24 protein-coding genes and 1 pseudogene are annotated in these 26,050 nt (G+C 70.1%); 8 read left to right on the top strand and 17 right to left on the bottom strand.

The window, feature by feature from the left end; translation table 11 throughout:
- Positions 1 to 39: 39 nt before the first annotated feature.
- Positions 40 to 2,088, top strand: a complete 2,049-nt coding sequence (locus ACIBJH_RS13525) for a DUF4157 domain-containing protein (RefSeq protein WP_399117006.1) — start codon at positions 40 to 42, stop codon at positions 2,086 to 2,088.
- Positions 2,089 to 2,229: 141 nt separating this feature from the next.
- Positions 2,230 to 3,372, top strand: coding sequence for a N(5)-(carboxyethyl)ornithine synthase (locus tag ACIBJH_RS13520; protein ID WP_399117005.1), 1,143 nt, complete (start codon positions 2,230 to 2,232; stop codon positions 3,370 to 3,372).
- On the opposite strand, the gene ACIBJH_RS13515 is transcribed toward ACIBJH_RS13520, so the two are convergent.
- Positions 3,369 to 3,656, bottom strand: a complete 288-nt coding sequence (locus ACIBJH_RS13515) for a hypothetical protein (RefSeq protein ID WP_019074500.1) — start codon at positions 3,654 to 3,656, stop codon at positions 3,369 to 3,371. The genes ACIBJH_RS13520 and ACIBJH_RS13515 overlap by 4 nt on opposite strands.
- A gap of 232 nt (positions 3,657 to 3,888) precedes the next feature.
- Between ACIBJH_RS13515 and ACIBJH_RS13510 the strand changes: the two genes are divergently transcribed.
- Positions 3,889 to 4,779: an aminoglycoside phosphotransferase family protein gene (locus ACIBJH_RS13510; RefSeq protein ID WP_399117004.1), complete on the top strand. Its 891-nt coding sequence runs from the start codon at positions 3,889 to 3,891 to the stop codon at positions 4,777 to 4,779.
- On the opposite strand, the gene ACIBJH_RS13505 is transcribed toward ACIBJH_RS13510, so the two are convergent.
- Positions 4,776 to 5,762 (bottom strand): LLM class flavin-dependent oxidoreductase, encoded by a 987-nt coding sequence (locus ACIBJH_RS13505; RefSeq protein WP_399117003.1) that lies wholly within the window; start codon positions 5,760 to 5,762, stop codon positions 4,776 to 4,778. The two genes, ACIBJH_RS13510 and ACIBJH_RS13505, sit on opposite strands and share 4 nt — an antisense overlap.
- 176 nt (positions 5,763 to 5,938) lie before the next feature.
- Between ACIBJH_RS13505 and ACIBJH_RS13500 the strand changes: the two genes are divergently transcribed.
- Both ACIBJH_RS13500 and ACIBJH_RS13495 read left to right on the top strand, forming a co-directional pair.
- Positions 5,939 to 6,979: a phosphatidylinositol-specific phospholipase C domain-containing protein gene (locus ACIBJH_RS13500; RefSeq protein WP_399117002.1), complete on the top strand. Its 1,041-nt coding sequence runs from the start codon at positions 5,939 to 5,941 to the stop codon at positions 6,977 to 6,979.
- A 36-nt stretch (positions 6,980 to 7,015) separates the two neighbouring features.
- Complete coding sequence (locus ACIBJH_RS13495) at positions 7,016 to 7,573, top strand: glycoside hydrolase family 25 protein (RefSeq protein WP_399117001.1); 558 nt, start codon at positions 7,016 to 7,018, stop codon at positions 7,571 to 7,573.
- A gap of 612 nt (positions 7,574 to 8,185) precedes the next feature.
- Here ACIBJH_RS13495 and ACIBJH_RS13490 read toward each other — a convergent pair.
- A pseudogene (locus ACIBJH_RS13490) lies at positions 8,186 to 8,728 on the bottom strand (GNAT family N-acetyltransferase); the annotation flags it as partial.
- A 176-nt stretch (positions 8,729 to 8,904) separates the two neighbouring features.
- Here ACIBJH_RS13490 and ACIBJH_RS13485 point away from each other — a divergent pair.
- Positions 8,905 to 9,465, top strand: a complete 561-nt coding sequence (locus ACIBJH_RS13485; RefSeq protein WP_399117000.1) for a hypothetical protein — start codon at positions 8,905 to 8,907, stop codon at positions 9,463 to 9,465.
- Here the strand turns inward: ACIBJH_RS13485 and ACIBJH_RS13480 are convergent.
- The 3 genes from ACIBJH_RS13480 to ACIBJH_RS13470 all read right to left on the bottom strand — a co-directional run bounded on the left by ACIBJH_RS13480 (position 9,449) and on the right by ACIBJH_RS13470 (position 11,981).
- Positions 9,449 to 10,525, bottom strand: a complete 1,077-nt coding sequence (locus tag ACIBJH_RS13480; protein ID WP_399116999.1) for an acyltransferase family protein — start codon at positions 10,523 to 10,525, stop codon at positions 9,449 to 9,451. The two genes, ACIBJH_RS13485 and ACIBJH_RS13480, sit on opposite strands and share 17 nt — an antisense overlap.
- 277 nt (positions 10,526 to 10,802) lie before the next feature.
- Positions 10,803 to 11,015 (bottom strand): EF-hand domain-containing protein, encoded by a 213-nt coding sequence (locus ACIBJH_RS13475; RefSeq protein ID WP_200715263.1) that lies wholly within the window; start codon positions 11,013 to 11,015, stop codon positions 10,803 to 10,805.
- Positions 11,016 to 11,063: 48 nt separating this feature from the next.
- A complete protein-coding gene (locus ACIBJH_RS13470) occupies positions 11,064 to 11,981 on the bottom strand; it encodes a MerR family transcriptional regulator (protein WP_399116998.1) in 918 nt (305 codons plus the stop codon).
- Positions 11,982 to 12,039: 58 nt separating this feature from the next.
- Here ACIBJH_RS13470 and ACIBJH_RS13465 point away from each other — a divergent pair, with 58 nt between their 5' ends.
- Positions 12,040 to 12,675, top strand: coding sequence for a GNAT family N-acetyltransferase (locus ACIBJH_RS13465; protein ID WP_399116997.1), 636 nt, complete (start codon positions 12,040 to 12,042; stop codon positions 12,673 to 12,675).
- A gap of 3 nt (positions 12,676 to 12,678) precedes the next feature.
- On the opposite strand, the gene ACIBJH_RS13460 is transcribed toward ACIBJH_RS13465, so the two are convergent.
- From ACIBJH_RS13460 to ACIBJH_RS13430, 7 genes are all read right to left on the bottom strand, one after another.
- Positions 12,679 to 13,287: an ADP-ribosyltransferase gene (locus ACIBJH_RS13460; RefSeq protein WP_399116996.1), complete on the bottom strand. Its 609-nt coding sequence runs from the start codon at positions 13,285 to 13,287 to the stop codon at positions 12,679 to 12,681.
- 87 nt (positions 13,288 to 13,374) lie between these two features.
- A complete protein-coding gene (locus ACIBJH_RS13455) occupies positions 13,375 to 14,568 on the bottom strand; it encodes a hypothetical protein (RefSeq protein ID WP_399116995.1) in 1,194 nt (397 codons plus the stop codon).
- Positions 14,568 to 15,353 carry a polysaccharide deacetylase family protein gene (locus tag ACIBJH_RS13450; protein WP_399116994.1) on the bottom strand — a complete coding sequence of 262 codons (786 nt, stop codon included), beginning with the start codon at positions 15,351 to 15,353 and terminating at the stop codon, positions 14,568 to 14,570. Before ACIBJH_RS13450 ends, ACIBJH_RS13455 begins: the two co-directional genes overlap by 1 nt.
- 232 nt (positions 15,354 to 15,585) lie before the next feature.
- Positions 15,586 to 16,089: an ATP-binding protein gene (locus ACIBJH_RS13445; protein WP_019074483.1), complete on the bottom strand. Its 504-nt coding sequence runs from the start codon at positions 16,087 to 16,089 to the stop codon at positions 15,586 to 15,588.
- A 285-nt stretch (positions 16,090 to 16,374) separates the two neighbouring features.
- Entirely contained in the window at positions 16,375 to 17,142 is a 768-nt protein-coding gene (locus tag ACIBJH_RS13440; protein WP_399116993.1) for an enoyl-CoA hydratase/isomerase family protein, read from the bottom strand.
- Between the two features lie 82 nt (positions 17,143 to 17,224).
- The gene (locus ACIBJH_RS13435) at positions 17,225 to 18,481 is read right to left on the bottom strand and encodes an Ig-like domain-containing protein (RefSeq protein WP_399116992.1); all 1,257 of its coding nucleotides are present in this window, start codon (positions 18,479 to 18,481) and stop codon (positions 17,225 to 17,227) included.
- 167 nt (positions 18,482 to 18,648) lie between these two features.
- Complete coding sequence (locus ACIBJH_RS13430) at positions 18,649 to 19,881, bottom strand: Ig-like domain-containing protein (RefSeq protein ID WP_399116991.1); 1,233 nt, start codon at positions 19,879 to 19,881, stop codon at positions 18,649 to 18,651.
- A 287-nt stretch (positions 19,882 to 20,168) separates the two neighbouring features.
- Between ACIBJH_RS13430 and glgX the strand changes: the two genes are divergently transcribed.
- Positions 20,169 to 22,466: a glycogen debranching protein GlgX gene (glgX, locus tag ACIBJH_RS13425; RefSeq protein WP_399116990.1), complete on the top strand. Its 2,298-nt coding sequence runs from the start codon at positions 20,169 to 20,171 to the stop codon at positions 22,464 to 22,466.
- Positions 22,467 to 22,475: 9 nt separating this feature from the next.
- Here the strand turns inward: glgX and ACIBJH_RS13420 are convergent, their stop codons facing one another.
- Genes ACIBJH_RS13420 through ACIBJH_RS13405 form a run of 4 tightly spaced genes read right to left on the bottom strand, consistent with a single transcriptional unit; the run spans position 22,476 to position 26,050 of the window.
- On the bottom strand, positions 22,476 to 23,120 hold the full coding sequence (locus ACIBJH_RS13420) for a response regulator (RefSeq protein ID WP_399116989.1): 645 nt from the start codon (positions 23,118 to 23,120) through the stop codon (positions 22,476 to 22,478).
- Entirely contained in the window at positions 23,113 to 24,381 is a 1,269-nt protein-coding gene (locus ACIBJH_RS13415) for a sensor histidine kinase (RefSeq protein ID WP_399116988.1), read from the bottom strand. The genes ACIBJH_RS13420 and ACIBJH_RS13415 overlap by 8 nt, the downstream gene beginning before the upstream one ends.
- 26 nt (positions 24,382 to 24,407) lie before the next feature.
- Positions 24,408 to 25,142: an ABC transporter permease gene (locus ACIBJH_RS13410; RefSeq protein WP_399116987.1), complete on the bottom strand. Its 735-nt coding sequence runs from the start codon at positions 25,140 to 25,142 to the stop codon at positions 24,408 to 24,410.
- On the bottom strand, positions 25,139 to 26,050 hold the full coding sequence (locus ACIBJH_RS13405; RefSeq protein ID WP_399116986.1) for an ABC transporter ATP-binding protein: 912 nt from the start codon (positions 26,048 to 26,050) through the stop codon (positions 25,139 to 25,141). Before ACIBJH_RS13405 ends, ACIBJH_RS13410 begins: the two co-directional genes overlap by 4 nt.

Below are 26,050 nucleotides of genomic sequence, written 5' to 3'. Positions count from 1 at the left end.
AAGAGGGAAGGGCACCCGTCCAGCGAAGGGGAACCGCGTATGCGTATCCAGGGAGAGCACCATTCGGGCGCCGACCGGGCCGGCGGGCGTCCCGTGCCCCGGCCGGCCGGGGCCGCCCTGCCTCCGCTCGCCGCGCTTCAACGGGCCGCCGGGAACGCCGCGGTGACCCTCGCGATCCAGCGGGCGCGGGACGAGGAGCACGCCGTAGGGCCGGACGGTACGGGGGCCGGGGCGGCCGTTCCGGTGCAGCGGCGGTCGTCCGTCACCGACGCCGTCGGCTCGCCCGGCCGGCCCCTTGAGCCCCGCATCCTTCAGCGTGCCGAGCAGGCCTACCGCATGGACTTCGGTCATGTACGGGTGCACAGCGGGCCGGTCGCCCAGCGCTCGGCCGAGGAGCTCGGCGCGCTCGCCTACACCACCGGTTCCCACATCGTGCTCGGCGGCGGCCGGGTCGACGACGAGGTGATGTACGAGGAGGTCGACCATGTCAGGCAACAGGCCTTGGGGCCCGTGCCCGGCACACTCAACGGCATGGGCGAGAAGGTCTCCCACCCGGACGACCCGTTCGAGAGGAGCGCCGGCGCCAACGGCCGGAAGCTGGCCCGGGGCGCCGCCCCCGACCTCGCCCTGCCCGGAGCCGCCGTACCGGCCGGGGCGGTGCAGCGCAGCGCGGACGGCGATGTCCCCGTGCAGCGGGCGGACCGCCCCGGCCCGTCGACCACAACCGCTCCCCCTCCCTCCGCCTCTCCCCCGGCCGTCGCCCGGCTCGCGCGGCTGATCGTCGGGGAGGACAAGGTGATCCAGAACAAGGACGTAGGGGACGTCATCCACAAGCGGGTGCGCAGTGGGCCGAGTTTCTCGGAGCAGGAGCTTCAGGCGATCCAGGCGGCGGAGGCCGAGGACCCCAAGTGGCTGAAGACCGTGGGCATTTGTACCCATGCCGAGGCGCTGGCGTACATCAAGGCGGGTGACTTCCGCGGCTGGCTCCAGCAGCCGGAGGGGAAGCGTCTGCTCGTGGCCACCCTGCGCTGGCAGCAGAGCATCGAGGAGCGCGGAGAGGGGAAGAAGCCGGACAAGCACACCCGCTCGGACTACCAGCTCGGCCGCCACATGGCCATGCACGCCGAGGGCACCCCGCAGGCCGAGAAGGACCGGCTCACCGGGGAGCGCAACGACCAGATCTTCCAGACCTTCGTCGACACCATGCTCCCGCCCGGCATCATCGACACCGTGCCGGACGCCGGCAAGCACCGGGAGCGGGTCGAGCGCGGCACCGAGGTGCTGACCAAGATCTTCCTGATCCTGAAGGAGGGGCTGAAGGTCTTCAACCCGGAGGCGGGCGTCCACGAGGACTTCGAGGACGAGGTCGCCCATGCCCTGGCCTACGGCGGACGCGTCAACATCCGCATTCCGCAGCTCGCCGACGGCCAGCACGGCTACGAGCTGCCCCAGTGGCTGCACATCACCAAGGAGAACCGGAAGCCCTGGGAGCCGAGGTCGACGCCCGAGGAGCCGGTGTACCGGCGCGGGTTCGGCACGCATCACATGGAGATCGGCGACAACAGCGCGGACGGAACGCGGGGCGAGTTCGTCGAGAAGGGCGAGATCGGCGCCACCCTGCAGAACTGGGTCGATCCGCACAGCCACCTCTACGGCCTGCCGATGGCCGTCGGCGGCATGGGAAACACCGACTACCACGGCGACACCATCCTCCCGAACGAGTCGTACGGGCACATGTTCATGGGGTACAAGCCGCCGAACCACAAGCGCGACGGGGCGCTCCAGGTCGGTATCGAGACCGCCGGGCCGGGGGGCCGTACCCCCGACGGCTACCAGCACGGGGTGACGAGCAGCGAGAAGAACAACAACCCCGTGAGCCAGTTCGGCGGGCACAAGGACGACAAGATCGGCGCCGACGCTCCCCTCCGCTCGAACCAACGGCTCGTCGATCTGCGGGAGTTCGGCGACTGGGTGCAGAAGCTGAAGGACCTGGAGAAGGACTGGAAGGCCGAACTGGCGAAGGCGAAGACCCAGAAGGAACAGGAGGACCTGTACCGGGAGCTGATCGGCAGGCGCGGCGGCGCGTAGGCGAGGGAGACCGGCCCCGCCAGGGACGGAGTACGGTTGGCGGTACCGAGCGCACCTCGCACGCCGTCACCGTTTCGGCGTCGCCCTCGGGGAACGGCAAGGCCGGAACGTCCACGTGTCCGGCCGGAAACGAGCCGCCCCATGAGTCTGTTGAGTCTCGGAGTACTCTCCTCCTCCCGCAAGGAGAACGAGTTCCGTCTGCCCCTGCACCCCAGCCATCTCGAACGGATCGCCCCCGACCTCCGGGAGCGGATCTACCTCGAAGAGGGCTACGGCGAACGGTTCGGCGTCGCCGACGACGCGCTGCGACCACTCGTGGCGGGCCTGCGGTCCCGTGAGCGACTGGTCGCCGAGTGCGACGTCATGCTGCTGCCCAAGCCCATGCACGACGACCTCGCCGAGCTGCGCGAGGGCCAGGTGCTGTGGGGCTGGCCGCACTGTGTGCAGGACGAGAAGATGACGCAGATCGGCATCGACCGACGGCTGACCCTGATCGCCTGGGAGGCCATGAACCACTGGACGTCGACGGGCGCCTTCAGCGTCCATGTGTTCCACAAGAACAACGAGCTGGCCGGCTACTGCTCGGTGCTGCACGCCCTCCAGCTCGGCGGGCTGACCGGCAGCTACGGCCGCCGGCTGCGGGCCTGTGTCATCAGCTTCGGCGCCACGGCACGCGGCGCGGTCACCGGCCTGGGCGCGATGGGCGTCTCCGACGTCACGGTCCTCACCCAGCGGGCCGCCGCCGCGGTGGCCTCGCCGATGCCGTCGGTCGTGATGGGCCACTTCCAGGAGCGGGAGGACGATCCCTCGCGCCTGGAGGCCGTCACCGGACTCGGGCCGGTGCCGCTCGCGCAGTACCTCGCCGGGTTCGACATCATCGTCAACTGCGTGCTCCAGGACACCGACGCGCCGCTGATGTTCGTCAATGACGAGGAACTCGCGCTGTTCCGGCCGGGGACCTTCTTCATCGACGTGGCCTGCGACGAGGGCATGGGCTTCGCCTGGGCCCGCCCGAGCGGCTTCGGCGACCCGATGGCCACGGTCGGGAACGGCTGCCACTACTACGCGGTGGACCACAGCCCTTCCCACCTCTGGAACTCCGCCACATGGGAGATCAGCGAGGCGCTCCTGCCGTATCTCCGCAAGGTCATGAGCGGCCCCACGGCGTGGGACGACGACGTCACGGTCCGCAAGGCCATCGAGATCCGGGACGGAGTCGTCCAGAACCCGAAGATCCTCTCCTTCCAGCACCGTTCGGCCGCGTACCCGCACGCGGGGGTCTAGTCGCGGTTGACGCCGGCGGCCACCGCGTGGCCGATGAAGAGGTAAATCAGGGCCGGCAGGCCGTAGTTGACCACCGTGCGCCAGTCGGCCGAGTGGATGGTGAACAGGTTGTGCGACCAGCCGGAGAGCCAGTTGGCCGCGTGGTGGACCCAGTCGACCGTGCTGTTCGCGGTGTTGGCGTCGAACAGGTAGAGGCCGATCCACAGGACCAGGATCAGTGCCGCGATGTCCGCGATGACGGAGATGACCGTCCCCGCGGGGCTTCCGCCGTAGCGTGTGGACATGTTCAACGGGTGGCCGGGAAAGGCGGGTTGAAACCTTCCGGCACCGAGCGGCGTCAGCGGCGGGCCAGTTGGCGTTCGCCGCCGGCGCCGGGCTGTGGGGCAGGCCGTAGTGCTTGAAGATCGCCTCGTTCAGGGGGCGAAGGCGAGCCGACCCGTCATGGCTCTCGGTTGCCACCGCCGAGTTGATCGGTAACGTGAGGCGATCAACCGGCACTTGGCATTCGGGGGAAAGATGACCATCGATTCCGCACTCGTCGGCCGGCTGCTCGCCGCCCAGTTCCCGCAGTGGGCCGAACTGCCGCTGACCCTGGTGGAGCAGGGCGGCGCGGATCACGTCATCCACCGCCTCGGCGAGACGATGTCCGTACGGCTGCCGCGCAGCGGCTGGGCGGACGGCGAGGCCGCCAAGCAGTACACCTGGCTACGGCACCTGGCCCCCCGACTGCCGCTGCCCGTCCCGGAACCGCTGGGGCTCGGCACACCCGGCTGCGGATACCCGTGGCACTGGTCCGTCACCCGCTGGCTGGACGGCACGACGGCGACCGTGGAAGGCCTTGCCGACCCCGAGTTGACGGGACGTCAACTCGCCGAATTCCTGCGGACGTTGCACGAGATCCCGCCCGCCCGGACCCTGGTCCCCGGCGCCCACCCCGAGTTGGTCCACGCCCCGCTGGCCGCCCGCGACGAGGCGACCCGTGCGGCGATCGAGGCGGTGGCCGGGGTCTTCGACGCCGCCGCGATGACCGAGGTCTGGGACAACGCGCTGCGCGCCCCCGCGTGGGAACGCGAACCGGTGTGGTGCCACGGGGACTTCCACACCGGCAACCTGCTCACCGCCGGCGGCAAGCTCTCCGCCGTCATCGACTTCGGCGGCGTGGGCATGGGCGACCCCGCGTGCGATCTCGTCATCGCCTACACCCTGTTGTCGCCCACCACCCGCCCGGTCTTCCGTTCCGCCCTCGGCCTCGACGACGCCACCTGGACCCGCGGCATGGGCTGGGCCCTGGCCACCGGCCTGAACGCGTACACACGTCACGCGGCAACCGAACCCCGCGTGGCCCGGCAGGCCGCCCGCCAGCTGACCGAGGTCCTCACCGAACACACCGCCCCCTCGGCTTCTTAGCCGAAGGCGGGCAGCACCTCCCGCTCGAACAACCGCAGACTCGACCACGCCAACTCCATCGGCATCCCCCCGCACAGCGGATGGAACTGCGTGAACGGCCTTGGCGCGGCCTTCAGTTCGCGCACGAACACCTCGGGCGTCAGCACCCGGTACTGGTCGCCGCGCCGCAACTCCGCCAGTCCCTCGGCCGTACGGAAGGGTGCCGCCACGTCGTCCTGGGCCTGCCAGACGCCGTAGGCGTTGGTCTCGTGCAGGAAGTACGGGGCCATCCGCTCCCACCCCTCGTCGGGGTCCTCGGCGAGGGCGACCACCCGGTTCGGCCCGATGGGACCGGGGCCGGGGTCGGGGCGGCCCAACCTGCCGACCTCGTCCCGGTAGTGGTCCCACACCTCGGGCACGGAGGGCACGAACCCGTCGGCGATCCGGGCCGCCCGTCGCGCCGCCGGTTCGCTGCTGCCGCCGAGCAGCACGGCGGGACCGCCCGGCCGGTACGGCGCGGGCGTGACGCGCACCGTACGGCCCCGATAGGTGAACGGCTCCCCGGTGAACGCCGACTTGAGGGTGGTCACCACCTCGGTGACCCGCCCGGCGCGCTCCTTCATCGGCACGCCGAACATGGCGAACTCCTCGCGCACATAGCCGCCCGCGACGATCAGGTCGACGCGCCCGCGGCTGATGTTGTCGAGGACCGCCAACTCCTCGGCCAGGCGCAGCGGATCGTGGAAGGGCGCGATCAACGCGGCGACGAGGAACCGGACTTGCTCCGTGCGGGCCGCCATCGCCGCGAGCATCTGGACCGGGCTGGGCAGATAGCCGTCCGGCGAACCGTGGTGCTCGGAGACGGTGATCCGCGTACAGCCGAGCCCGTCGGCCCACTCGGCCATGTCCAGGGCCGCCGCGTAACGGTCCGCCATGGACGTACCGGCCGACTCGGGGTTGCGGAAGTCGAAGCGAAGCGCGAACTCCAGGCCAGGACGATTCATCGTAGGAGAATATGATTCTCGCAGAGAAGAATGCAATATTCGGTGCGCGATACCCACCTTCCCCGCCCCAGCGGAAGCCGATGTTCCTCCAGGGGCTACCCGGGAGTAACCGCTTCGCCCTACGCTGCTGCCGCCACCCAGGCTCCAACTAGGCCACGGCGAAGGGGACTTGACCCATGAAGGCGATAAGACGGCTGGCGGCGCTGCTGGGCGCGGTCGGGCTGCTGGTGACCGGGGCCGCGGGCAACGCCCACGCGGCGGCGCCGAAATTCTCGGAGACGACGACGATCGGTACGCACAACGCGTACGAGAAGGACAAGTACACGTACTGGGCGCAGGCGCTGGACTCCGGGGCCTCGCTGCTCGAACTGGACGTCTACGTCGACAGCTTGAGCAAGCGGTGGCGGGTCAGCCACAGCGACCTGTTCGCCAACGACAACAACTGCGAGTACGCGAGCACCCCCGCCGACCTGTACAGCAAGGACCGCAACCAGGACCTCGGCAGCTGCCTGGACAACATGGCCGCCTGGAACACCCTGCACCCGGACCACGCGCCCATCATCGTCAAGGTGGAGATGAAGGTGGGCTTCAACCAGACGATCGGTCTGGGCCCGACCGCGTTCGACACCCTGGTCTCGCAGAAGCTCGGCAGCAGCGTCTACAAGCCGTCCGACCTGCTCGGCTCCTCGTACTCCACGCTCGACGCGGCGGCCAAGGCGAACGCGTGGCCCTCCCGTGACGCCCTCAAGGGCAAGTTCATCTTCGAACTGATCCCGGGCACGGTCGAGCAGGCCAATCCGTTCGACCACTACTGGACCGACCAGGAGTACGGCGACCATCTGCGGGACCTGTCCGCGGCCGGGACGATCGCGCAGGCGCAGGCCTTCCCCGCCGTACTCGGCGCGGCGAACGGCGATCCGCGGTCGACCCGTTGGACCTCGGACACCTCGATCCGCCCCTGGTTCGTGTTCTTCGACGGAGACGCGGCGACATACGTCAACAACGCCTACGACACGTCGTTCTACTCGACGAACCACTACATCCTGATCATGACGGACGCGTACGCGGTGGCTCCGGCGATCTCCTCGACGGCTCCCACGGACGCGGAAGTAGCCGCCAAATTGGCATTGTTGGCCGCCGATCACGCAAGTGTGATCACCTCTGACTGGTCGGCGAAATCGGCCTCGGTCCTGTCGTCGGTGGCCACCAGAAGCTGAGGTTCCGGATGCCGGGGACAGGGCACAAGTCCCCCTATGTTGCATGGCATCGACGTAAGCGCGTACCAGTCCACGGCATACAGCACGACCGGCTCCTCCTTCGTCTTCATCAAGGCGACGGAGGGCCGTTCGTACGTCAACCCGAGACTCACCGCCCAGACGAAGACGGGCCGGGACGCGGGACTGGTCGTCGGCTTCTACCACTTCCTCTGGCCCGGCGACATCACGGCCCAGGCGGAGTACTTCCTGAGCAAGGCCCCCGAGAAAGCAGGGGACTTGCTGGCCGTGGACTGGGAGACGACCGGCGACGGCACCCACGCCTCCAACGCGGAGAAGGACAGCTTCATCCGCAAGGTGAAGGCGCTGCGGCCGGACAACCGGGTGGTCCTCTACTGCAACCGCAACTTCTGGCTGAACATCGACAAGACCTCCTACGCGGGCGACGGCCTGTGGATCGCCGACTACACGACGGCGGGCAAGCCCCGCATCGAGGCCGACTGGAAGTTCCACCAGTACACGTCCGACCCGCACGACAAGGACGTGGCCGACTTCGCGAGCAAGGCGGCACTCCAGTCGTGGGCCAAGAGCGCCTGAGACTCACTCGGCCCGGCGGCGAATCCCGGCCAGCAGGCGGCGCACACCGGCCGCGTGGCCGCCGCTGCCGATGACGAGAAGGCGGTAGACGGCGCCGGCCGGACCCGGGAACACCGCCCGGGTCTCGGCCCGCAGCCGGGTTCGCCCCGGGGCGAGTTCATCGAGCCGGAAGACGAACGCGTAGGCCGAGAACCGGTGGGAGCCGCGCAGGACCAGCTCGCTGCCGGGAACCGCGCCGACCACCCGGAAGCCGGGAAACGCCGAGCCCACCGCCAACGGTCGCGGCCCTGCGACGGCACGGTCGGCGCACCCCACCAACCGCGCGTAACGGGCCGCCCCCGGGCGGGAGTAAGCACGGTCCAACGTCTCGGTCAGCGCGCGCCAGACCTCGTCGACTCCTGCCGCGACCACCGTCGCGTGCTCGTCGACACGGGGAAGGGCATCGACCTCCACCAGGGCCTCCCTCGTGCTCCGCGCCGCGGTCCGGCAACAACCGTAGAGGACAAGGGGAGTTGTCAGCCCCTGAAGTCGCCCGTCCGCTCCGGCGAGGCCTCCGCCAGCCCCTTCGTGATCGCGTCCACGCCCTCGCGCATCCCGTACGCCGTCCGGGTGACCGGGCAGGACAGCCGGGGACCGGATACCGAGCCACTGCTCGGCGTCCCAGGCCTCGAACCGCTCCACCTCCACGAACCCCAGCTTCGCCGCGAGCCGCATCGAGGCGAGGTTCGCGGTCTGCGTGGTGAGCATCACCGGCTCGCCCGGAAGCACGCCGGCGAGCCAGTCGAGTGCCGCCGCGCACGCCTCGGTGGCGTATCCGAAGCCCCACGCCTGCGGCAGGAACAGATAGCCGAGGTCGGCCTTCCCCACGGCGGCCGGGCGGCTGTGCTCCGTCGCTGTCGTTCGCCTGAGCAGGATGTGCCCGATCATCACCCCGTCGAGCTCGACGACAAAGGCCCCCGGCCACCGGGCGGGGATCGCGGGCAGCTCCCGCTCCAACTCGGCACGCGGCCGGGGCCCGCCGAGATAGGTGTGCGCCTCGGACGAGGCGAGCAGTTCGACGAACACCGCCCGGTCCCGCGCCTCGGACTCACGGAGCAGCAGCCGCTCGGTCCTGATCGGCTCGGGCGGCCAGGCGACGGATCCCAGATCTTCCATCGGCGCACGCCAACAGCCCGTCGCAGCAAGGAACATGCCGGCTTCGCCCCGCAGTCGAGCGAGTACCGCGAAGGTCAAGACTCCGTCATGGGACACCGGCGGCTGAGAGGGCCGGAGCCTGCCGCCGTACTGGAAAGCGCAAGTAGACGCGACTCCCGACGAAGGGCTGTTTCTTGATGCCGCGACGCATCGTCCCGAACCTGGTGGCAGGGATCGCCTCCGTGTTCCTGCTGGGAGCATGCGGCTCCTCGAACGACACCGGCACCGCCCCCGCCGTCGTGGCCCCGGCGGCGACGACCTCGTCCGCTCCCGCGCCCTCCGCGTCCGCCTCCGCTCCGGGCGACGCCGGCGGCTCCCCGGGCACGACCGCATCCGTCACCGCCACGTCGGTGAGCGGCGCGGGCATCGTGGTCACCGACGACAAGGGGCTGGCCCTCTACCGCTACGACAAGGACGAGCCGAACCCCTCGAAGTGGACGTGCAAAGGTGCGTGCGTCAAGACGTGGATCCCTGTCATCGTGCAGGATTCCGTGGGGACCTCAGGGGTCGCGCAGAGCCTTCTCGGTACGGTCCACCGGAACGGCCAGAAGCAGCTGACCCTGGCCGGCTGGCCGCTCTACCGGTACGTCGGCGACACGGCGGCCGGGCAGCTGAACGGTCAGGGGAAGGACGGCGAGTGGTACGCCGTCACTCCCTCCGGAGGGAAGTCCACCGCGACCGTCACGCCCGCCGGCTGATCAAGGACTTCCAGGACCTGTTCCGCTTGAACGGGATCTCGAAGATCTTGGAGAACAGCCAGGCCCCGCATATCGAGACGGGAAGGCCCAGGGCGAGTGTGAACGCGAACGTGGGCAGCCCGGGTGACACGAAGTGCGGGGCCACCCGGCGAATCACGGTCAGGACGACCGGAAGATGGATCAGGTAGAGGCTGTAGGAGAAGTCGCCGAGCCTGCGCACCGGGCGGGTGGTCAACAGCCGTACGAGGAACGCGGGTTGGCCGGTGGCGACCGCGGCGATCAGCATCGTCATGGCCGGTGCGACGGCGAGGTCGATCCAGAAGTAGTGGTTCACCGTCCAGACGGAGCCCTGGACCAGGCCGAGAGCCAGGACGGGCAGGGCGGCCAGGACCGCGAGCCATCCCCAGGGCAGGCGCCGGACCCGGTCCGACGCGCTGATGATGCCCGCGCCGATCACCCCGGCGGCGAACACCGGGGCGAGATGCGGGGCGAGCCAGTTGTCGCCCTCCACAGGGGACGCACCCGCCGCCATCAGCCCGCCGGCGACCACCGGAAGCGTCACGCACAGCGCCAGGATCGCGGCGCCCCACCGCCGGCGGACGAACAGCAGGAGCGGGAAGAGGAGATACAGCTCCGACTCCACTCCGATCGACCAGAACGCGCCGTTCGGTGTCGGTGCGGTGACCACGTCCTGGGCGACGAAGCCGTAGACCCATAGCGTCGCGCCGGTCGGCGGGCCGAAGTGCGAGGCCGGTACCACGTACCAGGAGACGAGCAGGCTCAGGATCAGCGCCGCCCAGTACGGGGGCAGGATGCGCCAGGCCCGCCGGCGCAGGAACTCGCCGACGCCGCCGGACCGCCAGCCGTGCCGCGCCGGGGAGATCGCCAGGGAGAACCCGGAGAGCACCAGGAAGAAGACGACGGCGAGACGTCCGAACATCAGGCCGTCGAGCCAGCGGGGCGCCGAACTGTGCGGGTAGCCCGGGAAGGTGTACAGCCAGCAGTGGAACAGCACCACATACAGCGCCGCCAGCCCGCGGAGCCCGTCCAGCCCCAGCACTTGCCGACGGTCGCCCGGTTCTCCGCTCCCGCTCCCGTTCCCCTCCCGCTCCGGCGGAGCGGTCAGGTCGAGAACGCTGCCGGCCGGACGGCTCGAATCCACTGAAATGTCCAGTCCTTCCCCCGGTCACCGATCAGTGCACAGCGGCGACTCTTCCTGACGGCGCGATTGCCGCCCCCTCAAGTGGTACGTCACATCGGGCCGAGCCGTTCAACGGACGGAAGGGGCGCCCGTCCACCGATGGACGGGCGCCCCTTCCGCTCGGGTCGTTCCCGGGTCACTTGTTCAGGTGGGCCCAGAACTCGTCGAACGACAGGACCTTGTCCCCGTTGAGGTCCCGCGTCTTGATGATGGCCTCGGCGACCGACTCGGTCACGTTCCAGTCGCCTCCCTGTGCCAGGGCGGTCTTGAACTCGGCCGCGGTGATGAAGCCGTCACCGTCCGTGTCGATCCGCTGGAAATGCTTGCGTGCTTCCTCGATGTCCGCCACCGGATCCGCCCCTTCGTAACGCTTTACTGCCTGTTGACGGAGGCCAGATTAACCGGCCGCCCGCGCACGCAGTGCGGCGACCACCCACGCGAACTCCTCCCGGTGCGCTCCCGCGGGCCCGGAGCCCTTCACCGTGGACAGCAACTCCCGGTACCGGGCGAGCCGGTGGTTGGCCGCCGACTCCATCCGCTCCAGCACGACGGCCGGATCGCCGCCGTCCCCCAGCACCTCCCGTACGATCGCCTCCGCCTCCGGCGACTCGGGGGCGATGCCCTGCTTCCTGGCCTCCGCGCCCAACTGGACCAGCCGCATGGGGAACCACGTGGACCGCCCGCGCACCGCGGCGCGCTCCTGGTCCGACGCGTTGAACTCGACGGTCGCCCGCATCTGCGCCCGGAACTCCGGGTCCTGCACCATTTCCGCCAACTCCACCCAGGCGTCGACCTGTTCGGGCGTCGGGTCGTCCGGCAGGTCCACCGCGATGGCCCGCATCCGCTCCTCGATGGACGGATCCACGGCGTCGAGGCCGTGGAACAGCTCGTCCACGAACTCCTCCATGATCCGCCTGCGTTCGGCTGCCGACAGCCGCGCAAGTTTGTTCATGAGTGTCATCTCCTCTGCGGTCGAACCGCGTCGCGCCACGGTCGACAGCACCGCCCTGGTCACCCGCAGTGAGCGGATCTGCGCGTCCAGTGCCACCACATGGGCGGCGGCCACCTCCGCGACCGTCGTCTCCCCGGCCAGCACCTTGCGTACGTCGTCCAGGCCGAGGCCCAACTCCCGCAGGGTGCGGATCAGTTCGAGGCGGGCGGCGGACTCGGCGTCGTAGAGCCGGTAGCCGCCGGCGGAACGGGTCACCGGGGTGAGGACGCCCTCGTCCGACCAGTAGCGGATGGTGCGCACGGTCAGTCCGGTGGCCCGGGCCAGCTCCCCGATGGTGAGCGGTGCGGTGCCGTCGTCGATCATGTCGTGAGTGTGGGCCTTCCAGTGGGTGGAGACTCAAGGAGCAGGAGGAGCACGGCGGATGGAAACTCTCCGGGACATTCTCGACGCGGTGGCGCGGGGTGTCTTCCCGCCGCCGGACGGCCGTACGACCGTCGTGCCGCAGGCGTCCGAGCGGGACGCGGGGGTGCTCGCCTTCACCGCGCACGCGGTGGTCTTCATCGACGAGGACCCGCAATGGGTGTACGACACCCTGGCCGCCGTGCCCTGCGACGCGCTCGCGGCGCCGATGAACCCGCGGTTCCTGACGGCCCTGCTCGACCGGACGGGCCGTACGGCGGAGAACGTCGACGCGATGCTCGTGGGCTCCCCCCTGCCGGGCGAACCGCCGCTCCCGCTGGAGGAGATCACGGACGGCGACCACCCGAGGATCGTGTACGCCCGCGGCCGGCGCGACGACGTGCGCGCGTGGACGACGGAGGGTGGAGTGGTGGTGACGGGGCGCGGGATCGCGGGACGGCTGGAGGTCTCGGTCGAGATCGAGGAGGGCGTACGGCAGCGGGGGCTGGGGCGCGCGCTGGTGACCGCCGCGCGCCACCTGGCGGCCGAGCCGCTGTGGGCGCAGGTGGCGCCGGGGAACGCCCGCTCGATGCGGGCGTTCCTGGCGGCGGGCTACCGTCCGGTGGGTTCGGAGGCGCTGCTGCTCAGCGCGTCCTGAGCGTCAGTGCCACGGCTGGTAGTACGGGTTGCTCTCGCAGTCGCTCATGATCTCGACCTTGGTCTTCTTGTCGACCGGGCAGACGCCGATGATGTACTGCCGCTTGATGCCGCCGGGGAAGGCGACCTCGACCTGGTCGGCCCACTTGTGGGTGTCGCCGATGGTCTTGTTGACGTCCACACCGCCGGGGGCGTCGATGTAGTAGTTGTAGCCCGACTTGTACCAGGTCTTGTACAGGTCGTGGTCGTAGGTCGTCGAGACGTACGGCGAGGGCTGGTTGACGAGGACGTACTTCTCGACGTCGTACTGGCCGTTGATGACGTCCTTGGGCAGGAAGCCCTGCTCGAAGACGACCGCAGGGCCGCGGCTGTCGCTGCGGTAGAGGGTGCCGCAGGTGGTGCGCCAGACCGGGTCCGGGGTGATGCGGGTGATGTCCACGCGGTCGTCCGCGGCGGCCATCGCCGGGTCGGCGACCACGGGGCAGGCGGGCGCGGCGGCCCTGACCGGGGTGCGGGCGGTGTGGGTGGGGACGGTGGAGGCGGTCGTGGCGAGGACGGCCGCGAGGGACAGGACGGCGGCAGCGGTCCGCCGCCGCAGGTTCAGGGTGATCATGCGGGGCACGATCCCGGTTCCACGGCGGCGGACCGTGGATCATCACCCGTACGGAGCGTGTCCAACTGACCGCATTTCAATCCGACTTCAGCGGAAGATGCCGGTGTGGCCGAGCGAGTAGCGGCCCGGCTGCGGGTAGACGGCGAGGCCGTGCGGGCCGCCGCCGACCTTGATGCGGGCGAGCTGGGTGCCGGTGCGGGTGTCGATGGCGTAGACCTCGGAGTTGTAGCGGCCGGACAGCCACAGCACCTTGCCGTCGGCCGAGACACCGCCCATGTCGGGGCTGCCGCCGTGCGGCAAGTGCCACTTCTTGGTCAGCCTGTTCTTCGTGAAGTCGAAGATGGAGATGGAGCCTTCGCCGCGGTTGGAGATGTACATCTCGCGCGAGTCCCGGCTGATGTACAGGCCGTGGCAGCCCTTGCCGGTGGGCAGGAAGTCCGGCTTGGCGAAGGTGTCGCCGTTCAGCACCCACATGCCGTTGGCCATCATGTCGGCGATGTAGAACCGCTTGCCGTCGGGCGAGATCTTGACGTCCTGCGGCATCGACCCGTGGAACGGCAGTTTCTGCTGCCCGATCACCTTCATCTGCTCGGTGTCGACCTTGAGCAGTTCACCGCTGAACTCGCAGGAGACGATGAAGTAGCGGCCGTCCGTGGAGAAGTCGGCGTGGTTGACGCCGTAGCAGCTGACCGGGACCGCCTTCACGGTCTTCATGGTGTGCGCGTCCCGGAACACCAACTGCCGGTCGAGGGAGGCCATCACGATCGCGTACTTGCCGTTGGGCGTGAAGTAGAGGTTGTACGGGTCGTGCACGTCGACCGGCTTGCCGGCCTTGCCCGTTCGCGGGTCGATCGGGGTGAGGGTGTTGCCGCGGTCGTTGTTGACCCACAGCGTCTTCAAGTCCCAGGAGGGGACGACATGTTGGGGCTGGACCCCGACCGGAATGGTCTCGACGACCTTGTACGTCTTCGGGTCGATCACCGAGACCGTGTTGGAGCCGGTGTTGGGGACGTAGACCCGGGACGGGAAGTCCCGTACCACCGCGGAGAGTTGGTTGGGCCGGTCGGCCGCGTACACGTCGGCGGGGTCGAGCACCGGCGGCATCCCGGGCAATCCCTGTGCCACCTGCGGCTGTTGCTTCTTCTGCTGTTGCGGCTGGAGCGCGGCCTTGGTGCCGAGGGCCTCGTCGGCGTGGTCCTGCGAGCCGCAGCCGGCGAGGGCGGCCAGCGCGGCGAGGGCGGCGCCGGTGACCAGGGCGCGGGTGAGGGGGGTGTGTCGCATCAGCTCAGCAGCTCCGTGGTCGTCACCGCGCGCAGTCCGCGGCGGTCGAGTTCTTGCAGTACGGCGGGGAGCGCGGCGACCGTGTCGGCGTACCCGAAGTGCATGCTCACGACCGATCCGTCGCGGACCTCGGCAAGCACCTTGCGGGTGATGGCAGGGGCGCCGGGCTCGGTGAAGTCGAGGGAGTCGACGCCGTAGGACAGCACGTGCGGGTAGCCCACGCGGTGAGCCAGGCGCTGGACGAGGGGGGACGCGGCCGGGGCACGCGAGGGCCTGAACCAGGTGCCGATCGAGCCGGTCAGCCGCTTGAGGCGGTCGGCGCAGCCGGTGATCTCGGCCAGCGCGTCGGCCTCGGACAGGGTGTTGACGGCGATGTGCCGCTGGGTGTGGTTGCCGAGGTCGTGGCCGCCGTCGAGGATGCGGCGGGCCATCTCGGGGTGCGTGTCGAGCCAGGTGCCGACGGCGAGGACGGTGACGCGGGCGCCGTGTTTCTCGGCCTCGGTGAGGAGCGCGGTGGCGATCTTGGGGTCGCCCTGGCCGTGGAAGGTGAGCGCGATCCGGGGGCGGTCGCGGGGTCCGTGGGTGATCTGCGCGGGCTGCCGGGGGAAGGCGCGCGGGGCGGGGGCGGTGAGCGGGGTCGCCTTGGCGGCGGGGGCGCGGGCGGGCGCGGCGGGGGCTGCGGCGGGGCCGGTCGTGGCACATCCGGCGGCGAGTGCGCCCCCGGCGACGAGCCCGGCACCCGCACGCAACGCCGTACGGCGGTCGGTCGTGGTCACCCGGTCCATTTAAGGGGCGCCGAGCAAGAAACCGGGGCATTAACCCGATCGAGGGACCCACACGGGTCGCACGTCGAACGGGCGTCCGCACAGGGTTGCCGGGCCGATCCAACTGCGGTTCGACAGCGCCCCTTAGGGGCGCGGGGCAGTATCGATTTGCGGCTCCGCCGCGTGGGCGCGACCAGCCACAGCGGCGCCGCAGAAAACCGACGACCTGCCCCGCCCTCCCCCAGCGGACCGCTCAGCGATCAGCAACCCGCATCTCGAACCACGTCGTCTTGCCGCGAGGCAGCAGATCAACTCCCCACCGATCAGAGAGTTTGTCGACGAGGAACAGGCCCCGACCGCTCAGGTCCATCTCCTGGACCGGCATCAGACAGGGCAACCCCCGGGAGGGATCGCGGACCTCGACGCGGATCCAGCCGCGACGCCGCTTCATCCGCAGTCCGAACACCCGCGCACCCGTGTGCCGTACGGCGTTTCCGACCAGTTCCGAAACCAGTAAGACGGCGTCCTCGGTCATTTTCGGGCTGAGTCCCCAGTGCCGTAGGACGACGATCTGGGTGAGCCGGCGGGCCGCGGCGGCGGACTCGGGGCGGGACGGGAGCGGAACTTCCGCCTCCGTCGGATCACCGAACAACTCGATCGCTTTGAGTGCCCGCTCGTCCTCGACCGCAGGCGACCAGCGCGCCGCGGTCGCACGGCCTTGTCCCCGCGGCTGTCCGATACCTTCCAGCCCCGCCATGCGTCCATCATGGCCGCCCCGGACGGCCTCCGGGGCGGTTCCGGAGGAATACGCCCCCCGGAAGCACCCGTTCCGCGACATCCGATTGACATATGCCAAGGGCATTTCGGAGTCGGCCGCGACCCCTCCGACCTGCGGTGAAGGCTCTGTTGGAGGCAATCGACAGGCTCCCTCGACAAGGCAGGCTTAAGGTCACCTTAAGGTTCCCATAAACCATCCCGTCGAGGTACCTGTATGAGACGTCGCGTCAATTGCAAGTGGCTGAGCGGTATTTGACCGTCCGGTTCAGCGGAACTTTGCCTTGCCGGGACCCTCTTCGACGAAACTGCGCATCCCGATCTCCCGGTCCTCGGTCGCGAACAGCCCCGCGAACCACGTCCGTTCGACCGCGAGGCCGGTCTCGATGTCCGTCTCCAGACCGGTGTCGATCGCTTCCTTCGCCGCACGGAGTGCGATCGCCGGTCCCTGCGCGAGCTTCGCCGCCCACGCGTGTGCCTCGGTGTACACCTCGGCGGCCGGCACCAACCGGTCCACCAGGCCCAGTTGAAGCGCCTCGTCGGCCTTGACCATCCGGCCGGTGAAGATCAGGTCCTTCGCCTTCGACGGTCCGATCAGCCGGGCCAGCCGCTGGGTGCCGCCCGCACCGGGGATGAGGCCGAGCAGGATCTCCGGCTGCCCCAACTTCGCGTTGTCGGCCGCGATGCGGAAGTCCGCGCACAACGCCAACTCGCAGCCCCCGCCCAGCGCATAGCCCGTGATCGCCGCGACGACCGGCTTGGGGATGCGGGCCACCGCCGTGAACGAGTCCTGCAGATCGCGCGACCGCGCGACCATCGCCGCGTGGTCCATGCGCTGCATCTCCTTGATGTCCGCGCCCGCCGCGAACACCTTCTCCCCGCCGTACACCACCACCGCCCGCACGTCCTCGCGGCGCGTGGCCTCCTCGGCGAGCTCCTTGAGGCGGTCCTGGGTGGCGGTGTCCAGCGCGTTCATCGGCGGGCGGTCGAGGCGGATGGTGCCGACGCCCTCGGCGACTTCGAGATTCACGGTCATGCACGCAGGTTAACGTGCGCTAACGACAACGGGCCCGGTGCTGTCGGTCACAGCACCGGGCCCGCATGTGTCTAGGGACGTGTCACGCGGTCCACTTGGCCCACGACATGTTCCAGCCGTTGAGCCCGTTGTCGGGTGCCACGGTCGCGTCGTTGGAGTTCTTGACGACCACGACGTCACCGAGGATCGAGTGGTTGAAGAACCACGCGGCCGGAACGGTCTTGCTGTAACCGCCCTTGACGTCCCGCAGGCCTATGCAGCCGTGGCTGGCGTTGTAGTTGCCGAAGGCGTCGCCGCCCCAGTAGTTGCCGTGGACGAAGGTGCCGGAGTCGGTCAGGCGGGTGGCGTGCGGGACGTCCTTGATGTCGTACTCGCCGCCGTAGCCGACCGTTTCGCCGTTCATCCGGGTCACGGTGAGCTTCTCGCTCATGACCATCTGGCCGTTCCAGGTGTCGTAGCCGGGCTTGCCGGTGGTGACCGGGATGGTCTTGATGGTCCTGCCGTCCTGGGTGACCTTCATCGTGTGCTTCTTGGCGTCGACGATGGAGACCTGGTTGCGGCCGATGGTGAACTTGACCGTCTTGGTCTGCTTGCCGTAGACGCCCGAACGGCCTTCCACGCCGTCGAGGTTGAGCTTGACGGTGACCTTGGTGCCGGACTTCCAGTAGTTCTCCGGGCGGAAGTCGAGGCGGTCGTTGCCGAACCAGTGGCCCTCGACGTCGACGGCCGGCGAGGTCGTGATGCTGATGGCCTTCTTCACGTCCCCGGGGTGTGTGATGCCCCGGGTGAAGCGGATGGAGAACGGCATGCCGACGCCGACCGTGGAGCCGTCCTCGGGGGTGAAGTAGCCGACGAAGGTGTTCGCCGGGGTCAGCGTGGTGAAGCTGGAGTCCTCGGCGGCGACCCGGCCCGCGGAGTCCTTGGCGACCGCGTGCACGGTGTACTTGGTGGAGGCGGCGAGATGCGTCGCGGGCGTCCAGGTCGCACCGCCGCCGGTGATCGCGCCGTCCACCTTGGCGCCACCGGCGTCCTTCACGGTGACCTCGGTCAACTTGCCCTTCGCGGCACTGATCTTGAGGGCGCCACTGGTGTCGACGGACTTCGAGCCGTCCTTCGGGGCGATGGTGACGACGGCCTGCGACTGCTTGGTCGTGGCCGTGCCGGAGGCCTTGTCCTTGCTGTCGCCCGAGCCGGACCCGGAGCCGGAGTCGGAGCCACCGCCACCGCCACCGCACGCGGTGACGGCGAGCAGCAGCACGCCGAGGATCAGCGCGAGCAACCCCTTGTTTCTCCGGCCGCGCGCGTCAACCGACGCCCCCGATATCGGTCGCACGTTCAAGACTTTCTCCCCTCGCCGGGCCCGGTCCGGCCCGCACCCCTTTGCGCATCTGACGTGCGCGTCCGCGCATATTAACCGCCAGGATTTGAGCTTCGTGTCAGGTGATTGTCACCGTTCGGTCGCAACTTCAACTGCCGCCTGACACCGGGCGCCCGCCCCAACTCCGCTCACTTGACCGCACTGCCCGCCTTCCACTCCTTCCAACCCATGTTCCACCCGCCGAGTCCATTGTCCGGAGCGACCTGTTTGTCGTTGCTGTGCACGACCTCGACCACGTCCCCGACGATGCTGCGGTCGAAGAACCAGCCGGCCGGGGTGTCCGAGCCGCCGCCCTTCACATCCCGCAGCCCCACGCACCCGTGGCTGACATTGACGTGTCCTGGAGCGTCAGGCGCCCAGTAGTTGCCGTGCAGGAAGGTGCCGGAGTCGGTGAGCCGCATGGCGTGCGGGACGTCGGGGATGTCGTACTCGCCGCCGAAGCCGACCGTGCGGCTGTTCATCCGGGTCACCTCCAGCATCTCCATGACCACCATTTTCCCGTTGTACGTCGTCCTTCCGGGGGCACCGGCGGTGATCGGCACGGTGGCCAGGAGGTCGCCGTCGCGCCGTACCTCCATGGTGTGCCTGGCCGCGTCGACCAGGGAGACCTGGCTGCGGCCGACGGTGAAGGAGAACGTCTTGTACTGGAGGCCGTAGACGCCCTTCGCCCCTTCTACGTCCCGCAGGCGGAGGGAGACGGTGACCTGGGTGCCGGGCTTCCAGTAGGACTCGGGGCGGAAGTCGAGGCGGGCGTTGCCGAACCAGTGCGGGCGGATCTCGACGGCCGGCTTCGCGGTGACGTGGATGGCTCGTTCGACGGCGGCCCGGTTCTCGATCTCCCGGTTGAAGCCGAGGGAGACGATCATCCCGGTGCCGACGGTGGCGCGGTTCTCGGGGGTGACGTAGCCGATGAACCGTTCGTCGGGGACGAAGGTCGTGAACGTGGTGTGCCGGGCGGAGCGGCGGCCGTCGCCGTCGAGGGCGACCGCGTCGACGGTGTACCGGGCGGCCAGGGCGAGTTCCGGGTCCTCGGGTTCCCAGCGCAGCCCGTCGTCGGAGATACGGCCCGGGACGGGGGTGTCCTGGGCGTCCTGTTCCTTGACGACCTGCACGGACTCCAGGCGCCCGCTGGGCACTTTGACCAGCAGGCGCTGGTCGGGTTCGACGCCCTTGGCGGTGTCGTCGGGCGAGATCCGGATCACATCCTCGGGCGCCGGTGCCTTGCCGAAGAGCTCGTCGATGCCGCCCCCGCCCGCGCCGTCGGAAGTACAGCCGGTGGCTCCGGCCAGCAGTCCTGCCCATGTCAGTACGGCGGCCAGTGCGACCCCCGCGCGCCGCGCGCGCCCTTGTGCATGCCTCACGGGGTGCTCAACGAGCGGCCCTGCCCCAGGGAAACGTGAGTACGACACGCTCCGCCGGATCCACTCTGAGATGTCCGCGGGCCGGTGGGGGCCGGCCGCGCCCGCGCGGCGGAGCCGCATGGCGAAACAGCCCCGCGCCCCTCGGGGCGCGGCGCCAGCCAGATTTGACCGGGTCACTTGGCCAAGCTCTGGGCAGAACAGTGGGGAGAACGACATGACAGGGAACCGCGACCGGGACGTCGCGCGCTCTTCACCTCGTCGTTCCATGAGCCGCAGGAGGCCGGACGGTGTCGAGCGCAGCCGAGCAGGAGGCCGTGCAGGAGGGGCGCGTCGACGGTGGCGTGCCGGTGGAGCGATCCGTCGACGAGGCGGCCGTCCCGGTACCACGTGCCGCCCCCGTGCTGAACGGCGCCCCGCACCCGGCACCGACCGTGCCCGTGTGGCCAGGGACGCCGATGCCGTTGGGGGCCCGGTTCCGGGTCGGCCCGGACGGGGTGGCGGGTACCAACTTCGCACTGTGGGCGGGGGGCGCGGAGGCGGTCGAGCTGTGCCTCTTCGACGAGCAGGGGGTGGAGACCCGCGCCCCGCTGACCGAACTGACGCACGAGATCTGGCACGGCTTCCTGCCGGGGATCCTGCCCGGGCAGCGCTACGGCTTTAGGGTGCACGGCCGCTGGGACCCGTGGACCGGCGCCCGCTGGAACCCGGCGAAGCTGCTCCTCGACCCGTACGCGCGCGCGGTGGACGGCGAGTTCGGGCTGCCGCCCGAGGTGTACGCGCATGTCCGGGACTGGCCGCAGCAGCAGGTCGCGGACACCGTGCGCGACGACCGGGACTCGGCGCCCCACGTCCCCAAGGGTGTTGTGGTCCACGACGACACCACCGACGACGAGTGGATGGACGACCGCCGCCCGAAGACACCGTGGGCGGACTCGGTCATCTACGAACTCCACGTCGGCGGCTTCACCAAGCTGCACCCCGGGATACCCGAGGAACTCCGGGGCACCTACGCCGGGTTGGCGCACCCGGCGGCGATCGAGCACCTGGTGAAGCTGGGCGTGACGGCCGTGGAACTGCTGCCCGTCCATCAGTTCGCGCACGAGGACCATCTGCTGCGCAAGGGCCTGAAGAACTACTGGGGTTACAACTCGATCGGCTACTTCGCCCCGCACGCGGGCTACGCGGCGACCGGTACGGCGGGTCAGCAGGTCGGCGAGTTCAAGCGGATGGTGCGCGCGCTGCACGAGGCCGGGATCGAGGTCATCCTCGACGTGGTCTACAACCACACGGCGGAAGCGGGTGAGTTGGGCCCGATGCTGTCGCTCAAGGGCATCGACAACCGCGGCTACTACCGCCTGCAGAGCGACGCCCGCCGCTACGCGGACTACACGGGCTGCGGCAACACCCTGCACGTCGTCCAGCCGCACGTGCTCCGGCTCATCACCGACTCCCTGCGCTACTGGGTCACCGAGATGGGCGTCGACGGCTTCCGCTTCGACCTCGCGGCGGCGCTGGCCCGCTCGATGCACGACGTCGACATGCTGTCCCCGTTCCTCGCGGTGATCGCCCAGGACCCGGTGCTACGACGGGTGAAGCTGATCGCCGAGCCCTGGGACGTCGGCTCGGGCGGCTACCAGGTCGGCGCGTTCCCGCCCCTGTGGACGGAGTGGAACGACCGCTATCGCAACGCCGTCCGGGACTTCTGGCGCGGCGCGCTGCCGGACGTACGGGACCTCGGGTACCGCCTGTCGGGGTCGAGCGACCTGTACGCGTGGGGCGGCCGCCGCCCCTACGCCTCCGTCAACTTCATCACGGCGCACGACGGTTACACCCTGCGGGACCTGGTGTCGTACGAGCGCAAGCACAACGAGGCCAACGGCGAGGGCAATCGGGACGGTACGGACGACAACCGGTCCTGGAACTGCGGGGTCGAGGGCGAGACCGACGACGAGCGCGTACAGGCGCTGCGGCGGCGGCAGTTGAGGAACCTCCTCACCACGCTGCTGCTCTCCACCGGGGTGCCGATGCTGGTCGCGGGCGACGAGCTGGGGCGGACGCAGCGGGGCAACAACAACGCCTACTGCCAGGACAACGAGATCAGTTGGGTGGACTGGGGGCTGCGGGAGGACCCGGGCTGGCGGGCGCTGACCGACCTCACCGCCCGGCTGATCGACCTGCGCCACCGCCATCCGGTGCTGCGCCGCCGGGCGTTCTTCTCCGGGCGGGCCCGATCGGCCGACGGCATAAGGGACTTGGCCTGGTTCACCGCGCGCGGCACGGAGATGACGGAACGGGACTGGTACGCGCCCGCCGCCACCCTCGGCATGTACCTCTCGGGGCGGGACATCCCCGGCCGCGACGAACGCGGCGAGGCGATCCTCGACGACAGCTTCCTCGCCGTCCTGCACGCGGGCGACCGGCCGGTGAGCTTCGTACTGCCGGGGCCGCCGTGGGCGGAACGGTACGAGGTGGTCGTCGACACCTCGCGGGAGGAGCAGGCGGAGGCGCCGGGGGTGGTGCACCGGGCGGGGGCGGCGATCACCGTGCCGGCGCGGGCGGTGCTGTTGCTGAAGGTGCTGGGCTGAGCACTGCCCTCAGCCCAGGATCCCCCGGTCGTACGCCGTCGCCACCGCCGCCGCGCGGTCCTTGACGCCCAACTTGCCGTACAGATGGGTGAGATGGGTCTTGACGGTCGCCTCGCTGATGAAGAGCTCGCGGGCGATCTCGCGGTTGGAGGTGCCCTTGGCGACGAGCGCCAGCACTTCGCGTTCGCGGGCGGAGAGCGGTTCGTTGCCGGGCGTCTGGGGGCCGCGCACGGCGGAGACCAGGCGGGAGGCGACGGCGGGCGAGAGGACCGTACGGCCCTCCGCCGCCGCGCGGACGGCGGTGAACAGCTCGTCGCGGGGCGCGTCCTTCAGGAGATAGCCGGTCGCGCCCGCCTCGATCGCGGGCAGGGTGTCGGAGTCGGTGTCGTACGTCGTCAGGACGAGCACCTTCGCGCGGGCGGCGCGGCGGGTCAGCTCGCGGATGGCGTCGACTCCGCCGCCGGCCGGCATCCGCAGGTCCATCAGGATCACGTCCGGGTCGAGGGCGGCGGCCCGCTCCACGGCCTCGACGCCGTTCGACGCCTCGCCCAGAACGCGGAATCCGGGCGCGGACTCGAACATGCCGCGCAGACCGTCCCGTACGACGGGATGGTCGTCGACGATCAGCAGGGAGATCAGCACCTCGTCACTCATGGCGGACCAACGGTACGCGAGCCGACAGGGCCGTGCCGTGACCGGGCTCGGACTCGACCGCGAGGGTGCCCGCGATGCGCTCGGCGCGGGCCCGCATGCCGTCGAGGCCGAAGCCGCCGGTGCGGGTGCGTTCGGGCAGCGCGAGGGGGTCGAAGCCCTGTCCGTCGTCGCGGATGTCGAGGATGACGTCCTCGCCGAGGAAGGAGAGGGTGACGCCGACGCGGGTGGCGCGGGCGTGCCGGGCCGCGTTCGACAGGGCCTCCTGGGCGATGCGCAGCAGGGTCGCGGAGACCTCGTCGTGGAGCTGTTCGGTGATGCCGGTGACGGTGAACTCGGCGCGGACACCGGTGCGTTCGCCCCACTCGGCGACCGTGTTCTTCAGCGCCTCGGGCAGTCCGTCGTGCTCCAGGGCGATCGGCGCGAGGTTCTGCACGGAGCGGCGGGCCTCGCCGAGGCTGTGCCGGGCGAGGGTGGCGGCGCGGTCGAGGTGGGTGCGGGCGGTCGTCAAGTCGGGTGAGTTGGCCACGACTTGGAGCTGGGCGATGATGCCGGTCAGGCCCTGGGCGATCGTGTCGTGGATCTCGGCCGCCAGCCGGCGGCGTTCGTCGGCGACCCCGGCTTCCCTTGCCTGGACGAGGAGTTGGGCGTGCAGGGCGGCGTTCTCGTCGAGGGCCTGCTGGAGGGCGGTGTTGGTGCGTTCGAGTTCGGTGATGGTGTCGTTGCGTTCGTGGGAGCGCCGCATCTCGGCCTCCTGCAGATGGGCGACCACCAACTGCAGGGCGGACATGGCGACCAGGAGCGCGAAGAAGACGATCCACTGGACCGCGCTCCCGAACGGCATCCCGCCGGCCTGCGCACCGGCCACGGTCACCGAGCTGGCGACCAGTGCGAGTCGCTGCCGGTTCCTGCCGGGGATCAGCTCGTCGGCGTCCATGTAGCCGCAGGCGGCGTAGAACGCGAAGAACGGGTCGATCCAGGTGAGGACGAAGGCGAGGGCCCAGCGGACGACGTAGTACGCGGTCCCCGTCCGCGAGGGGGTCCGGCCGCGGCCGGGGCGGCGGACGCGGGTGGCGTGCCACCACAGCTGGAGGACGAACGCGGCACCGGTCAGGGCCCAGCCGGTGTTCCACTCGGCGCTGTTGTAGTCGAACAGACCGGAGGAGGCGACCGCGAGGACGACACTGATACCGAGCAGCCCGTACGGCCCCCAGGTGTGCAGCTGCTCCCAGCGCCGGTCGATCTGGCGGTCCCTGGTGGTCATCTCCCCAGTCTGCACGGCCACCGCACCTACTCCCAGCGGAACCGGCGCGAGGCGCCGACCGTCAGCAGGACGGTCCAGGCCACCAGCACGCCCAGGTGCGTCCAGCCCGGCCAGTTGCCGGCCGCCGCCCGGTTCAGGGCCTCCGCGGCGGCGCCGAACGGCGTGTAGCCGACGATCCGCGCCATGACGTCCGGCATCGAGTTCACCGGGATCCACACACCCGCGCAGAACATCATCGGGAAGAACACCGCCGACCCGATGGCGCCCGCGATCTTCGTCGTCCGCGACAGCGCCGAGACCACCGCGCCCAGCGCGAGCGCGGCCAGGATCGCGAGGAGCAGGGCGAGGAGATAGCCGAACGGCTGCTTCGGGAGGCGTACGTCGAAGGCGAGGCGGCCGACGACCAGCGCGCACAGGGCGGAGGCCAGGGCCGCCGTGCCGTAGACCACCATCTGCGCGGAGAGCAGGGCGGAGGGGCGGACCGGGGTGGCGGACATGCGGCGGAGGATGCCGCGTTCGCGGTAGCCGGTGAGGTTCTGCGGCATCGACTGGAGCGCGCCGACGATCATGCCGAGCAGGACGGCGACCGGGACGTACACGTCGATCGTGCGCAGGCCGCCGAGGTCGGCGTCGTGGTGGCGGAAGCCCGGGATGGAACCCAGGATCACCAGCAGCAGGGTGGGGAAGGCCAGAATCCAGAAGAGGGCGCCCGGTTCGCGGCGGAAGAGGCGCAACTCGGTGCGCAGGACTGCGGTGTTCATCGGGTGACCTCCGTCAGGTCCAGGAAGGCGTCGTCCAACGTGGCGTCGGAGACCCGGAGTTGGTGGGCGGTGATGTGGCCCCGGGCGAGCAGGGTGATGACGGCGTTGACGGTCTCGTCGGAGCCGGAGAGCGTGATCCGGCCGTCCTTGCGGGCCACGGAGGTGAGCGCGGGCAGCGCGTTCAGGTCACCGTCGTCGAGTGGCGCGGAGGGCGTGAAGCTGATGACGGTGGAGCCCGCCGAGCGGCGGATCAGCCCGTCCGGAGTGTCCAGCGCGGCGACCCGGCCCTTGTCGATCACGGCGATCCGGTCGCACAGCCGCTGCGCCTCCTCCATGAAGTGCGTGACGAGCAGCACGGTGACCCCACTGGCCCGGACGTCCTCGATGAGCTGCCAGGTGTCGCGGCGGGCGCGCGGGTCGAGCCCGGTGGTCAGTTCGTCGAGGACGACGACCCGGGGATTGCCGATCAGTGCGAGCGCGATGAACAGGCGCTGCTTCTGACCGCCGGACAGCTTCGCGAACCGGGTGGTCAACTTGGCGGTCAGACCGAGGCGTTCGGCCAGCGGCCGCCAGTCGGCGGGGTGCGGGTAGAGGGCCGCGTACAGCTCCAGGGCCTCGCGGACGGTGAGCTTGGCCTGGAGTTCGCTCTCCTGGAGCTGGGCGCCCAGGACACGGGCGACCTGCTCGTGGTCGGCGACGGGATCGAGGCCGGTGACACGGACCCGGCCCGCGTCCGGGACGCGCAGGCCCTCGACGCACTCGACGGTGGTGGTCTTGCCGGCGCCGTTCGGGCCGAGGATCCCGAAGATCTCGCCCTCCTCGACGGCGAACGAGACACCGTCGACGACGGCCCGGCCGCCGTAGGACTTGCGCAGTGCGGTGACTTCGATGACAGGTGTGGCTGACAT

It is taken from the genome of Streptomyces sp. NPDC050548, assembly GCF_044457385.1.
Lineage (GTDB): Bacteria > Actinomycetota > Actinomycetes > Streptomycetales > Streptomycetaceae > Streptomyces.
Note: the sequence above shows the minus strand (reverse complement) of the source record. Positions and strands in the feature narration are given on the sequence as shown.